The following is a 13,363-nucleotide window of genomic DNA, read 5'->3' as shown; positions in this document are numbered from 1 at the left end:
CCTAAAGCGAGAATCTAACAGAAGTATCGGAATTAAAGATGGACAAGATTAAAGTTGGACTGCAGTACTGGATCCCACAACACGGACTAACGCGCCTAGTGGGTAAACTGGCTTCAGCTGAGGCTGGCGGTCTAACAACAGCAATCATTCGCTGGTTTATCAAACAATACAATGTGAACATGGATGAGGCGAAGCACTCCGATCCTAAGCACTTCAAAACCTTCAATGAATTCTTTGTACGTGAGCTAAAAGAAGGCGCTCGTCCAATTACGGAAGGTGAAAAGATGATCACTCACCCTGCGGACGCGTGCGTAAGCCAATTTGGTCCGATTGAAGATGGTCAGCTTATCCAAGCTAAAGGTCATAACTTCTCAGCACAAGAGCTACTAGGTGGTGACGCAAAACTAGCTGAAGAGTTCCAAGACGGCTCTTTTGCTACCTTGTACCTATCGCCTCGTGACTACCACCGCGTACACATGCCATGTGACGGTACGCTGCGTCAGATGATTTACGTACCTGGTGACCTATTTTCAGTTAACCCACTAACCGCAGAGAACGTGCCAAACCTATTTGCACGTAACGAGCGTGTAGTGTGTATCTTCGATACTGAGTTTGGTCCAATGGCACAAGTACTGGTTGGTGCAACTATCGTAGGTAGCATCGAGCAAGTATGGGCAGGCACTATCACGCCGCCACGCGGTAACTCGGTTTACAAATGGGACTACCCTGCTGAAGGCGATAAAGCGGTTATCTTGAAAAAAGGCGAAGAAATGGGGCGCTTCAAGCTTGGCTCAACCGTTATCAATCTTTTCGCAAAAGATGCTATCGCATTCGATGAAAGCATGGAAAATGGTAAGCCAACCGTAATGGGTACACCTTACGCTCATCAGCAGTAAGACTCCTACTCAAACTGACTTTGAAGCCTCCGTTTACGGGGGCTTTTTTATTGACGAAAAGCAAAACTCTGTTCGAAATTTCGCCTCTCTTTTTCAAACTCGTACTTGCCTCTAAGTACCTAAAAGCGCAATCAATTACTCTGCGTTGAGGGATGATGATAAAAGGGGCTGCCAATGCCAAAGATGAGTGCGGACACACTGGTCAAATTACTGGTGTGTTTTTTGATTCCACTCGGTGTCTTAATGATGCCGATCGATGCCATTCCAATTGACGATCTCACTTTAATTCAACATCGTCTATTGGCTATTTTCCTTCTTGCTGCACTACTTTGGGTTTTAGAACCCGTCCCCGTATTTGCTACGTCCATTCTTATCATTGCTCTTGAATTGATTATGATATCGGACAAAGGCTTACATCTCTTTCGTACCCCTCCTCCGGGGCATGATTTGGGAGATTTGATTGCTTATACGGATATATTTTCTGCGTTCTCTTCTCCTATTATCATCCTTTTCATGGGTGGCTTTGCGCTCGCTATTGCCGCTTCTAAATACGAACTTGATAACAACCTCGCCCGTGTTCTTCTTAAACCGTTTGGCACTCAACCTAAGTTCATTATGTTGGGTTTAATGCTGATCACTGCCGTGTTCTCGATGTTTATGTCAAACACTGCGACTACCGTTATGATGCTTGCGTTATTGGGTCCTATCGTGGCATCTGCACCAAAAGGCGATTTGGGGATAAAAGCGCTGGTTCTCTGTATTCCAATTGCGGCTAATACAGGTGGTATCGCGACACCAATCGGTACCCCGCCTAACGCGATTGCCTTGCAATATTTAACCGGAGAAAACAGCATCGATTTCCTATCTTGGATGATGATGGGCTTGCCTTTTGTCTTAGTGCAACTGACGCTAGCTTGGTTCTTATTGCAAAAACTCTTCCCTTCTAGTGAACCAGAAATGAAACTGCGCTTGGATGGTAAATTTAAGAAAAGCTGGCGTGCCATAGTGGTCTACGTGACCTTCGCTATGACCATCCTGCTATGGATGACAACTAAAGTGCATGGCATGAATACCTATGTAGTCGCTATCATTCCACTCGCGGTGTTTACCTTAACGGGCATCATGGGCAAAGAAGAGCTCAAGCTTATCAACTGGGATGTGCTATGGCTGGTAGCTGGTGGTATCGCCATTGGTATTGCGTTAGATAAAACTGGCTTGGCTGAAGCACTCGCACACGCAATTGATTATGAGTCCCTATCACCATTCGCTGTCGTTGTTGCCCTATCGATCGTGTGCTGGCTAATGGCAAACTTTATGTCGAATACTGCCACAGCGAACTTGTTGATGCCGATTGCAGCGGCGATTGGTGCTTCTATGCCAAGTCTGGTTGCTATCGGTGGCTTACAAGGATTGCTGGTTGTCGTCGCTTTCTCGGCTTCGCTAGGTATGATCTTACCAGTATCAACACCACCAAACTCCCTTGCGTACTCGACGGGATTAATTGAAAGTAAAGACATGGCGAAGGTCGGTTTGATTATCGGCTTGGTCGGTCTGTTCATTGTCTATGGTGCGGTAATTATTCTGTTTTAGTCCATCGCTCTGCGGTAACAAAAGGTTGCCGCAGAGCTTTATCACCCATATACCTATCTAGTTTTGCATCACTCCCTCTGTTTTTATCTCAAATTTGATTCACTTAGCTAATCAATAAGTTGAATAAAAATCACACTATTCGACTCAAGTTTATCGAATATAGGTCGATAAATTTTGTACAGCCTTTCATGTAACTTTCAGTGCTTGAATCGTCTCATACCCTTTGGAGTCACAACTCGTGACGTTGATCTTTTTGTCTGTTTTATGAAGGTAAGACAATGAGAAATACCATCAAATTAAAAATACAGATTGCGATTGCAGTCATTATCGCCATTGTTAGTGGCGTTCAGGCTTGGGTTTCCGTCAACCAACTACGCGAAGAAACCACTTCTACCCTTAATCGAGAAATTCAAAACATCTCTCAATCGACCAACCGCTACATCAGTGACTGGCTTGCGATTCGTAGCGATATGATGCTCGCGAATGAAAACATCATCGCTGGCAGTGACGATGCCGATCGCGAGATGCTACTGACAAAGCGAGCCGGTAAGTTTCTATCGGTTTATGCTGGCTTCTCTGATGGCTCAATTGCCTACGGTGATAAATCTGAATCTTGGCCTTCTGACTACGATCCTCGCACTCGCCCTTGGTACCAAGATGCGATGGCGAAATCTGGTTTGATCATCACAGAGCCATACCAAGATTTCGATGGCAGCATTGTGGTTAGCTTTGCTAAGGCATTCAATCAAGGTAAGAAAGGTGTGCTTGCCGCTGACTTAGCGGTAACTGACATCATCAAAGAAGTCCTTAATATTCAGCTTGATAATGACGGTTTCGCATTCCTAGTTGATGGCAACAATAACTTGGTAGCTTACAAAGATGAAAAGCTTAGCCAAAAACCGCTGACAGAACTCAATCCAGCCTTAACTCATAGTACGATGATGACACTTGCAGGCGAAGCAAGGCTAGACACGATTCAATGGCCCAGCCAAGGCGATAAGCTGATTTACGTAGCTAAAGTGCCGAACACCGATTGGTCTTTAGGTATTGCGCAAGACAAACAAATGGCATTTGCGTCTGTCTCTGAGCAAGTGACATTTACGGCTATTGCTTCTATCGTGCTGTACCTGATTATTGCGGCAATCAGTACTTACATCATCACTCGCTTGCTACAACCTCTCCAAACGCTGTCTGATGCGCTTTCAGAGCTATCACAGGGCGAAGGCGATCTTACGCAACGCATCAAGATCGAGCGCATGGATGAAATTGGCGAACTCGCAACCCACGTGAACCAGTTCCTTGCGCAAATGCAAACCATGTTAAAAAGCATTGTCGAGAACAGTGAACAGCTTTCAGAACAAGCGAATCAAGCAAATGAGCTATCTGCGATGGCTGCGGGTCGCGTTGAGCATCAACAAAACGACGTTAACCAAATTGCAACCGCCATTCATGAGATGTCAGCAACCGCTGCTGAGGTAGCAAGTCATGCAGAGCTGACAGCAAGCGCTTCACAAAACTCAGCGTCTGCTTGTATGGAAGGACAAAACGTCATCCAGAAGAATCGTGAAGCGATCGTAGAGCTCGCAGAGCAAGTTAGCGATGCCGCCAGCGTAATTTCGGAGCTAGAAGCAAACACGCAAAGCATCAACCAAATCCTATCGACGATCCAAGGTATTGCCGAACAAACTAACTTGTTGGCACTTAATGCTGCCATTGAAGCGGCTCGTGCTGGTGAGCAAGGTCGCGGCTTTGCCGTGGTTGCCGATGAAGTACGCGTACTTAGCCAACGCACCCATGGTTCGACGGAAGAAATCCGCACCATGATCGAAACGTTGCAAAACAACACCAAACTGGCAGTAAATAGCATGCAAACCAGTACCAGTTTGGCAGATACTAGCGTGGATTATGCTCAGCAAGCACACGACAGCTTAACCAGCATTACTAACTCGATCACTGAGATCAACGACATGGCAATGCAAATCGCAAGCGCAGCAGAAGAGCAACGCGCGGTAAGCGAAGACATCAGCCGTAACACGCAAGGCATTAAAGACGATGCCGATATGATTGCCGAGCAATCACTTAAGAGCAGTGAAGGTTCACGTCAGATGTACGATACCGCCAATACGATGCGTGAAAACATCAGTCGCTTTAAAGTGTAATCCTCCCCATCAAAAGCAGCTCAACGAGCTGCTTTTTTATTGGCATAAATATGCGCTTTTAGATCTTTATAAATTCATGCATATTAAAGCCTCTCCCCTGCTCTACAAGGATGTCTCGCAATCATGGGTTATGAATGGCTGGCGCTGTGCGCTGCTTTCTTATGGGCTGTTTCTAGCTTAATTTCTGTTGTTCCCGCTCAACATCTCGGGGCGTTTGCTTATAGTCGATGGCGTATGGGCTGTACCGCGGTCATCCTCTCCACGATGGCGTGGTTCACGGGGGGCTGGCTAAGTGTCTCCACCGAACATATTACGCCAATGATGGCGTCCGGTTTAATCGGCATCTTTATTGGCGATACCGCGTTGTTCGCCTGTTTGAATCGCATGGGGCCACGCCAAGCAGGCTTGTTGTTTTCTTGCCATGCGGTGTTCTCTGCCATCTTGGGTTACTTCCTATTTAGCGAAAGCATGACTGGCACGGAGTTGATTGGTGCAACCTTAGTCTTCAGCGGTGTCGTAATGGCGATTTTCTATGGTCGACGCGGGCAAGCTAGCAACGCGCTAGAAGAGATCAAAGGCAACGTTTGGATTGGTATCGGGCTCGGTTTAACCGCCGCTATGTGTCAGGCTCTGGGTGGCATCATCGCTAAACCTGTCATGCAAACCACTGTTGACCCTGTCGCCGCCTCTGCCATTCGTATGATCAGTGCTTTCGTCGCACATTGTGCACTTTGGTTAATTGGCGCCAAAGTCGCTCGCGCGACTCAAACCATCACATGGAAAGTCTTTGGCATTACAGCATTAAATGGCTTTTTGGCTATGGCGATTGGTATGACATTGATTCTTTACGCCCTGCGTGAGGGTAACGTGGGAATGGTAGCGCTGCTTTCTTCAACAACACCTATCATGTTGTTGCCACTACTGTGGATTTATACCAAGAAACGCCCAAATCGATTTGCTTGGTTAGGCGCTGCACTAGCGGTTATTGGTACGGGCATCCTAGTGCAATAATTCAGGTTCAATTAGGGTCTATTGACCTTAATAACTCTTCGCCTTACCCAACACAGGATCGCAGACACAAAAAAGCCCGAGTCAAACTCGGGCTTTTATCATTCTGAATCGTCAGTTAATTACTTAACTAGCACTTCACCAGACATTTCTGCAGGGATTTCTAGACCTGCTAGAGAAAGCATTGTTGGCGCAAGGTCAGACAGTTTACCGCCTTCTTTGAACTCAACCGCTTTGTCACCTACGTAGATTAGAGGTACTGGTAGGTTAGTGTGAGCAGTGTGGATGCCGCCAGTTTCAGGGTCGATCATCATTTCTGCGTTACCGTGGTCTGCCGTGATCAACAGTTGACCGCCAACTTCTTTGATCGCTTCAACCACTTTACCAACGCTTTCATCTAGAGCTTCGATTGCTTTCTCTGCAGCTTCGTAAACGCCAGTGTGGCCAACCATATCTGCGTTCGGGTAGTTACAGATGATAGTATCGAACTTACCAGACTTGATAGCAGCAACCATCTTCTCTGTTAGCTCTGGAGAGCTCATTTCTGGCTGCATGTCGTAAGTTGCTACTTTTGGAGAAGCAACAAGTTGACGCTCTTCACCTTCAAATTCGTTCTCAACACCACCGTTGAAGAAGAAAGTCACGTGTGCGTATTTCTCTGTTTCAGAGATACGTAGCTGAGTTTGACCTTGCTTAGATAGCCACTCACCGTAAGTGTTTTCTAGAGACGCAGGTGGGAATGCGATAGCTAGAGGGATATCAGCCGCGTATTGAGTCAGCATTACAAAGTTGATTGCTGGGAATGCAGCACGCTCGAAGCCGTCAAATGCAGGAACGAATGCACGCGTGATTTGACGCGCACGGTCAGCACGGTAGTTCATGAAGATAACTGCATCGCCATCTTGCATGATTGCGTCTTCTTGACCTTCCGCTTTAATAGCTGTTGCTTTAACGAACTCATCGTTTTCGTCACGAGCGTAAGCCGCTTCTAGACCAGCAACCGCTGTTTCTGCAGTGAACTCAGCTTTCGCTTGAGTTAGAAGATCGTAAGCAACTTGAACACGATCCCAGTTGTTGTCACGGTCCATTGCGTAGTAACGACCTACTAGAGAAGCAACACGACCTTTACCTAGTTTCGCAAATAGATCTTGGAAACGCTGTAGTGAGTTTTCGGCACTACGCGGTGGCGTATCACGACCGTCTAGGAAGCAGTGTAGGTAGATCTTTTCAGCGCCACGAGCTGCTGCCATTTCAACGACTGCGTAGATGTGGTCTTCGTGAGAGTGAACACCACCTGGAGACATAAGACCCATGATGTGTACTGCTTTTTCAGCTTTTACTGCAGAATCGATAGCTTCTACTAGTGCCGCTGTCTCAGCAAATTCACCATCAGCGATAGACTTAGTGATGCGAGTTAGATCTTGGTATACAACGCGACCTGCACCGATGTTGGTGTGACCAACTTCTGAGTTACCCATTTGACCATCAGGTAGACCAACGTCCATGCCTGAAGCAGAGATAAGAGTGTGTGGGTTATTCGCAATCAGTGCATCCATTACTGGTGTTTTAGCATTTGCAATTGCGTTACTTGCTGTGTCTTCACGGTAACCGTAACCGTCAAGGATAACTAGAGCCAATGGCTTCTTAGCAGACATAGTGATGACCTCATCAAATTTAAGTAACTTTCGGTGTAGAGCTTCGCTGCTCCATCTAACCTTGAAACAAAACTAGCGTAATTTTACTACACTTTTTAACCAAAACTGTAGGTTAAGATCAAATAATGTTTGCGATTTATTGTTGCTATCTTACAAGTTAGCAAGCAATCCGACCTAGTCAGCAAACGTGTTCCACAAGCATAGTCACTTTCAAGATGCTTTGTACGACCACCGAAATACTTTGGTGAAAAACTTTTTGTTGTAACCCATTGTGCGCTTTTTCGACCAGAAGTGAAGTCAATTACGCCGATTGAATTGATAGGAGGAAGTGATAATAAGATTGCATGAATGACTAGCTTCAGCCAGTTTGCTGGGAGCGCTTAGATCTCAATTATTCGTTAGAAAATTTTAACCCTCTCGCCTAAGGCGGCTATCCCCGCTATACTCCTGCTTTATTTTTCCGCCAACAGTGTAAGAGCTCAGGACATGCAAGAGTACATTGATTTTTTCCAACAGAACATGATTCTATCTTTGGTTTGGGTAGGTCTTCTTGTCGCATTCATCATGAACATCGTGAAATCTGCGACGGCAGCATACAAAGAGATTAACGTGAACCAATTGACTCACCTTATGAACCGTGAAAACGGCGTTGTGGTGGATATCCGCTCTAAAGATGAGTTCAAACAAGGTCACATCACCGACGCACTTCACATTTTGCCGTCTGATATCAAAGCAGGTAACTTTGGTAGCCTTGAAAACCGTAAATCAGACCCAATCATTGTGGTATGCAAAACGGGTCAAACCGCTCAAGAAAGTGCAAACCTACTAGCGAAAGCAGGCTTCGAAAACGTAAGCCTACTGAAGAACGGTTTGATTGCATGGAACGAAGCGAACCTTCCACTAGTACGTGGTAAGAAATAAGGTCGCGGTAAAACAATTTTGCCAGCCTCGTTTATATAAACTGAGCAAATAGAAAGCAGTTGAAGCACTAAGTTGTGATGCTTTGCACGTAATACGCGCTTCATCTAGTCAAGGTAGATTTGCTCAGTTAGTCTCAGGACAAACCATATTTCTGGGTTTAGAAAATCCTAGACCCAACAAATGTTTATTAAGGATTTAAAAATGGCTGAAGCAGCACCACAAGACGCACAACAAAACTTTGCAATTCAACGCATCTTCCTAAAAGACGTTTCTTTCGAAGCGCCTAACTCTCCAGTAATCTTCCAAAAAGAGTGGAACCCAGACGTTAAACTAGACCTAGACACTCAAAGCCGTGAGCTTGGTGAAGGTGTTTACGAAGTTGTTCTACGTCTAACAGTTACTGTTAAGAACGAAGAAGAAACAGCGTTCCTATGTGAAGTTCAACAAGGTGGTATCTTCACAGCTGAGCAAATGGAAGCAGGTCAACTTGCACATTGCCTAGGCGCATTCTGCCCGAACATCCTATTCCCATACGCTCGTGAAACTATCTCTAGCCTAGTAGTTAAAGGTACGTTCCCTCAACTGAACCTAGCACCAGTTAACTTCGACGCGCTATTCATGAACTACCTACAACAGCAAGCTCAACAAGGCGAAGCTGAAGCGTAATTCACGTTTTGTAAGTGACGTGTTGCCCTTCATAGAGAATGAGCACACGTCATATACCTGAAGAAAATGCACAAAGCGTCCTCTCTGCGATGCAATGTGCATTTTTTATTTCTGATAAAAGTTCCTAGTTCCTAACCCCTAGAGAGCGTAAACTCTGGCGATTATGAACTAGATTCTACTAGTAGAAAGGCAATTAGGCGGTAGCATGACACAAGCAAATACAAACAATGCTTACGGTAAAGACATCGCAATGACTGTGATTGGTGCAGGCTCATACGGCACTTCTTTGGCAATATCCCTTGCTCGTAACGGCGCAAACGTCATCCTATGGGGTCACGAGCCAGAGCATATGGCACGCCTTGAAGCAGACCGTGCCAACCACGAATTCCTACCTGGTATTGATTTCCCAGAGAGCTTGATTATTGAATCGGATTTAGAAAAAGCCGTTCAAGCAAGCCGTGACTTGTTAGTTGTGGTTCCTAGCCACGTTTTTGGCATCGTACTGAACAGCTGTAAGCCTTTCTTACGTGAAGATTCTCGTATTTGTTGGGCAACCAAAGGTCTTGAGCCAGAAACGGGGCGTCTACTAAAAGAAGTAGCATTCGATATCATCGGTGACAGCTACTCGTTGGCAGTTTTATCCGGTCCTACATTTGCTAAAGAACTTGCGATGGGAATGCCAACAGCAATTTCTGTAGCTTCTCCAGACGCGAACTTTGTTGCTGATCTGCAAGAGAAAATCCACTGCAGCAAAACCTTCCGTGTCTACGCAAACAACGACTTTATCGGCATGCAATTGGGCGGTGCGGTGAAGAACGTTATTGCCATTGGTGCAGGTATGTCTGATGGTATCGGTTTTGGTGCCAATGCCCGTACAGCACTGATTACACGTGGTTTGGCAGAAATGAGCCGTCTTGGTGCCGCACTAGGCGCACAACCAGAAACCTTTATGGGTATGGCTGGCTTGGGCGACCTCGTCTTAACTTGTACCGATAACCAATCACGTAACCGCCGTTTTGGTTTGGCACTAGGTCAAGGTAAAGACGTCGACACTGCGCAAGAAGAAATCGGTCAAGTCGTTGAAGGCTACCGCAACACCAAAGAAGTTTGGATGCTCTCTCAGCGTATGGGCGTAGAGATGCCAATTGTTGACCAAATTTATCAAGTATTGTATCAAGGAAAGGATGCACGCCTGGCAGCGCAAGATTTACTTGCTCGTGACAAAAAAGCCGAAGGAAAGTAGCAATCTACCGCCTTTTGCACCTCATCTGAGAAGAATAGAAGTTGTCGGGTCACGGAAGAACCACTCAGGATATTGAGAATGAAACACTGCGAAAAACAAAAAGTCTGGAACAAAATTGTTTCAGAAGCCCGTGAGATGTCAGAGCAAGAGCCTATGCTGGCGAGCTTTTATCATGCGACCATCATCAAGCATGAAAGTCTATGTGCCGCATTGAGCTACATTCTGGCCAACAAATTGAACACCGCTTCCATGCCAGCAATGGCAGTGCGTGAAGTGGTTGAAGAAGCCTTTGCCGCCGATCCAACCATCACCGACGGCGCGGCTTGTGACATTTGTGCCACGGTCAATCGCGACCCTGCTGTTTCAATGTACTCAATGCCATTGTTGTACCTGAAAGGCTACCATGCTCTGCAAGGGTACCGAGTGGCAAACTGGTTATGGAAGCAAGGTCGTCACGCTCTTGCGACTTACCTGCAAAATCAGATTTCTGTAGCATGTCAGGTCGATATTCACCCTGCAGCGCGTATTGGTAGTGGTATCATGCTAGACCATGCAACTGGCATCGTGATTGGTGAAACCGCCGTTGTCGAAAACGACGTATCTATTCTGCAAGATGTCACTCTAGGTGGTACCGGTAAAGAATGCGGTGACCGTCACCCGAAAATTCGCGAAGGTGTAATGATCGGAGCTGGTGCTAAAATTCTTGGCAATATCGAAGTGGGCGAAGGCGCAAAAATTGGCTCTTGCTCTGTGGTATTGCAAGCAGTGCCGCCACACACAACCGTGGCTGGTGTGCCTGCAAAAATTGTTGGTCGTCCGAAAACGGACAAACCTTCTCTCGATATGGATCAAGGCTTTAACGGTAAATCGCAAAGCTTTATCCATGGGGATGGTATTTAATCGTCATCTGATCCTTTGACAATAATGTGGTAGGTAACTCTCAAGTGCGAAAACAAAATCACCCAGTGCTACGCTCGGCTATTTTATTAACTTGTGCTTTATCTGCCACATATCCCCTCACCTCTTTCGCCGCAAGCCAACAAGAGCTCAAAGGCGTATCTAGCGAAATCAATCGCCAGAAAAAGTCGCTAACTTCTCAAGAAAAACAGCTCAACGATCTGCAAAAATCGCTGAAAAGCCAAGAACTCGGTATCTCCAAGTTAGAACGCGAGATCAAACAAACCAAAGCAGACTTGGCACAAGCGGATCAAAACATCAGTAAGTTGGAAGAGAAGATTGCGCTGCAAGAAGCTCAACGCCAAGCACAAGAAGAAGAGCTCAAACAACTGATTCAAACCTACTACGTCACGGAGCGTGCGAAAGCCAATGGGCATCTCCTTAACGAAGGCGTAGAAGAAGATCGCATCAGCCAATACTTTCAACATCTTGCCAAAGCACGCGCGGAAGTCATTGATGCGATCACCAAAACCACCCAAGAGTTGGCGCACAACAAAAACCAACTCGAACTGGAAAAAGACCAAATTGAAACCTTGCTCAAACAGCAATCAGAAAAACGTTCGTCTTTAGCAAGCACGCAGTCGAAACGTAAAGGTACGCTGAGCAAGATTCAAAAGAGCATCAAAGATGACAAACGTTACTTAGCAGAACTGCAACGTAACGAAACCCGTCTAAAGGCCGAGATAGCGAAAGCAGCAAAACGTAATGCAGTACCGATGGACGGTATTGCAAAACAACGTGGAAAACTACCGTGGCCGTTGAAAGGTCGCGTACTGCACAGCTTCGGTACCAAACAAACAGGGCAGGTAAACTGGAAAGGTATGGTGTTGTCTGCCAGATACGGTCAGCAAGTCAAAGCCGTTTACCCAGGCACCGTGGTATTTGCGGAATACCTGCGAGGCTACGGCTTAGTCGTGCTGCTTGATCACGGGAAAGGCGACATGACGCTTTACGGTTACAACCAAGCTTTGACCAAGAAAGAAGGTGATAAGGTGACCGCAGGTGAAGTGATTGCACTTGCAGGTGATACTGGTGGTCAAGACAGACCTTCACTGTACTTCGAAATTCGCCGTAACAGTGAAGCGCAAAACCCGAAATCTTGGTTAAAGCGTTTATAACTGCCGTTTATCATCGCAGTTCTAAACTGCACTATCGCGACACAAAAACAAAGGAGCCACTCGGCTCCTTTGTCGTATTCGCATTCAGAAAAATGCTAGGCGTAGTAAGTCTCTACTGCGTCGATGAAAGCACTGACATCGTCTTTGCTTAATGCATTAATGCCTGCTGCGGCTTCTCGCCCCCCACCTGTTGGGAACTGCCCACACACTGCCACCGCACCTTGCTTGTTATTCAGTGGCGCACGAAGAGAAACAGTGTAAGTGCCGTCAGCGTTTTCCGTTAACACCGCATGCGCAGAGTCTGGAGTTTGGTTTGCAAGCCAGTTGCCATAAACACCACTGATTCGGCGTGATGCCGCATTGTCTGGCAGTTCAAACAGCTTGAGCTTAGTGCTTTCGTGAGTCGCAGGGACGGCGAGTGCTGCGTCCATATCTTGCTGATAAGCCGATTGTAATTGATAGTAAGGTGACGCTTTATCTGCTATCGCATCGAATGGTGAAACGTATTGCTTTAATGCTTGATACAAGTCCGCAGGATGGAAATGAAGGTCGTCGACTTTCGAGCCATAACCGTTGTAATTAATCAACGTCCCGAGCTCTTTTAACTGCGCTTTTTGCGCTTCATTGAGTCCGGCTTTATCCGCCAACACATCCGCCTTAGCAATCAAGTTATCGCCATAAGCAGCAGTGATTGCCCAAGTATGGAAACGTCCTTCCAACAACTGATCGACAATCAAAGCAGTACACATATTAGCATCGAGGTCGATGTGCGCGTCCAAATTACCATGCTGAGGGATCTCACCCGCTTTGTGGTGATCGGCGTAGAAAACATGCGCGCCTTGAGCTAAAGCTTGCTCTAAACCTACCATGTTCTTTTCCATTGAAATGTCCAACACCGTCAGTTCATCACCCGCTTGCACATCCACTTTCTCCACCAGCTTGATGTCGCGCTTTACGCCCGTCACCAACTCAGCGTTGATAGGATCCGCTAAACGCAATTGCAGCAATGCGATGATGCCGTCGGCATCGCCATTAAAAATGTCGTAATTCATTGAACGATAGTTCCTTTATCGAGAGTCATACCCCAACGGATGCTTTTAGGGTGCATGAATCCTATTGTGCGAAATGAGCACAGCAAGTCAACTCAAGG

Annotated in this window: 11 protein-coding genes; 9 read left to right on the top strand and 2 right to left on the bottom strand. The window is 46.3% G+C overall.

Annotated features, from left to right (window positions below; genetic code table 11):
• Positions 1-38 precede the first annotated feature (38 nt).
• The 4 genes from asd to QMY49_RS15865 all read left to right on the top strand — a co-directional run bounded on the left by asd (position 39) and on the right by QMY49_RS15865 (position 5,656).
• Positions 39-896: an archaetidylserine decarboxylase gene (gene asd, locus QMY49_RS15880; protein WP_283312326.1), complete on the top strand. Its 858-nt coding sequence runs from the start codon at positions 39-41 to the stop codon at positions 894-896.
• A 174-nt stretch (positions 897-1,070) separates the two neighbouring features.
• Positions 1,071-2,486, top strand: a complete 1,416-nt coding sequence (locus QMY49_RS15875) for an SLC13 family permease (protein WP_005448329.1) — start codon at positions 1,071-1,073, stop codon at positions 2,484-2,486.
• Between the two features lie 278 nt (positions 2,487-2,764).
• A complete protein-coding gene (locus tag QMY49_RS15870; protein WP_283312324.1) occupies positions 2,765-4,645 on the top strand; it encodes a methyl-accepting chemotaxis protein in 1,881 nt (626 codons plus the stop codon).
• Positions 4,646-4,768: 123 nt separating this feature from the next.
• Entirely contained in the window at positions 4,769-5,656 is an 888-nt protein-coding gene (locus tag QMY49_RS15865; RefSeq protein WP_009702506.1) for a DMT family transporter, read from the top strand.
• A gap of 119 nt (positions 5,657-5,775) precedes the next feature.
• Here QMY49_RS15865 and gpmM read toward each other — a convergent pair whose 3' ends face one another.
• Positions 5,776-7,308, bottom strand: coding sequence for a 2,3-bisphosphoglycerate-independent phosphoglycerate mutase (gpmM, locus tag QMY49_RS15860; RefSeq protein WP_283312321.1), 1,533 nt, complete (start codon positions 7,306-7,308; stop codon positions 5,776-5,778).
• A gap of 486 nt (positions 7,309-7,794) precedes the next feature.
• On the opposite strand from gpmM, the gene QMY49_RS15855 reads away from it, so the two are divergent.
• From QMY49_RS15855 to QMY49_RS15835, 5 genes are all read left to right on the top strand, one after another.
• Entirely contained in the window at positions 7,795-8,229 is a 435-nt protein-coding gene (locus tag QMY49_RS15855; RefSeq protein WP_005448321.1) for a rhodanese-like domain-containing protein, read from the top strand.
• Between the two features lie 201 nt (positions 8,230-8,430).
• The gene (secB, locus tag QMY49_RS15850; RefSeq protein ID WP_005386410.1) at positions 8,431-8,895 is read left to right on the top strand and encodes a protein-export chaperone SecB; all 465 of its coding nucleotides are present in this window, start codon (positions 8,431-8,433) and stop codon (positions 8,893-8,895) included.
• A 205-nt stretch (positions 8,896-9,100) separates the two neighbouring features.
• Complete coding sequence (gpsA, locus tag QMY49_RS15845) at positions 9,101-10,138, top strand: NAD(P)H-dependent glycerol-3-phosphate dehydrogenase (protein ID WP_005448320.1); 1,038 nt, start codon at positions 9,101-9,103, stop codon at positions 10,136-10,138.
• A 78-nt stretch (positions 10,139-10,216) separates the two neighbouring features.
• Entirely contained in the window at positions 10,217-11,038 is an 822-nt protein-coding gene (gene cysE, locus QMY49_RS15840) for a serine O-acetyltransferase (RefSeq protein WP_005381475.1), read from the top strand.
• A 26-nt stretch (positions 11,039-11,064) separates the two neighbouring features.
• Positions 11,065-12,213, top strand: a complete 1,149-nt coding sequence (locus tag QMY49_RS15835) for a murein hydrolase activator EnvC family protein (protein ID WP_005448319.1) — start codon at positions 11,065-11,067, stop codon at positions 12,211-12,213.
• A gap of 95 nt (positions 12,214-12,308) precedes the next feature.
• On the opposite strand, the gene QMY49_RS15830 is transcribed toward QMY49_RS15835, so the two are convergent.
• The gene (locus QMY49_RS15830; protein WP_017819691.1) at positions 12,309-13,265 is read right to left on the bottom strand and encodes an acetyltransferase; all 957 of its coding nucleotides are present in this window, start codon (positions 13,263-13,265) and stop codon (positions 12,309-12,311) included.
• Positions 13,266-13,363 lie beyond the last annotated feature (98 nt).

This window comes from Vibrio harveyi (assembly GCF_030060435.1).
Taxonomy (GTDB): Bacteria; Pseudomonadota; Gammaproteobacteria; order Enterobacterales; family Vibrionaceae; genus Vibrio; species Vibrio harveyi.
The sequence above is the reverse complement of the archived record's forward strand: the minus strand, read 5'-3'. Positions and strand labels throughout refer to the sequence as shown.

Coding starts and splice junctions, on each gene's coding strand:
- asd (WP_283312326.1), top strand. CDS start 39: ATGGACAAGATTAAAGTTGGACTGCAGTACTGGATCCCACAACACGGA.
- QMY49_RS15875 (WP_005448329.1), top strand. CDS start 1,071: ATGCCAAAGATGAGTGCGGACACACTGGTCAAATTACTGGTGTGTTTT.
- QMY49_RS15870 (WP_283312324.1), top strand. CDS start 2,765: ATGAGAAATACCATCAAATTAAAAATACAGATTGCGATTGCAGTCATT.
- QMY49_RS15865 (WP_009702506.1), top strand. CDS start 4,769: ATGGGTTATGAATGGCTGGCGCTGTGCGCTGCTTTCTTATGGGCTGTT.
- gpmM (WP_283312321.1), bottom strand. CDS start 7,308: ATGTCTGCTAAGAAGCCATTGGCTCTAGTTATCCTTGACGGTTACGGT.
- QMY49_RS15855 (WP_005448321.1), top strand. CDS start 7,795: ATGCAAGAGTACATTGATTTTTTCCAACAGAACATGATTCTATCTTTG.
- secB (WP_005386410.1), top strand. CDS start 8,431: ATGGCTGAAGCAGCACCACAAGACGCACAACAAAACTTTGCAATTCAA.
- gpsA (WP_005448320.1), top strand. CDS start 9,101: ATGACACAAGCAAATACAAACAATGCTTACGGTAAAGACATCGCAATG.
- cysE (WP_005381475.1), top strand. CDS start 10,217: ATGAAACACTGCGAAAAACAAAAAGTCTGGAACAAAATTGTTTCAGAA.
- QMY49_RS15830 (WP_017819691.1), bottom strand. CDS start 13,265: ATGAATTACGACATTTTTAATGGCGATGCCGACGGCATCATCGCATTG.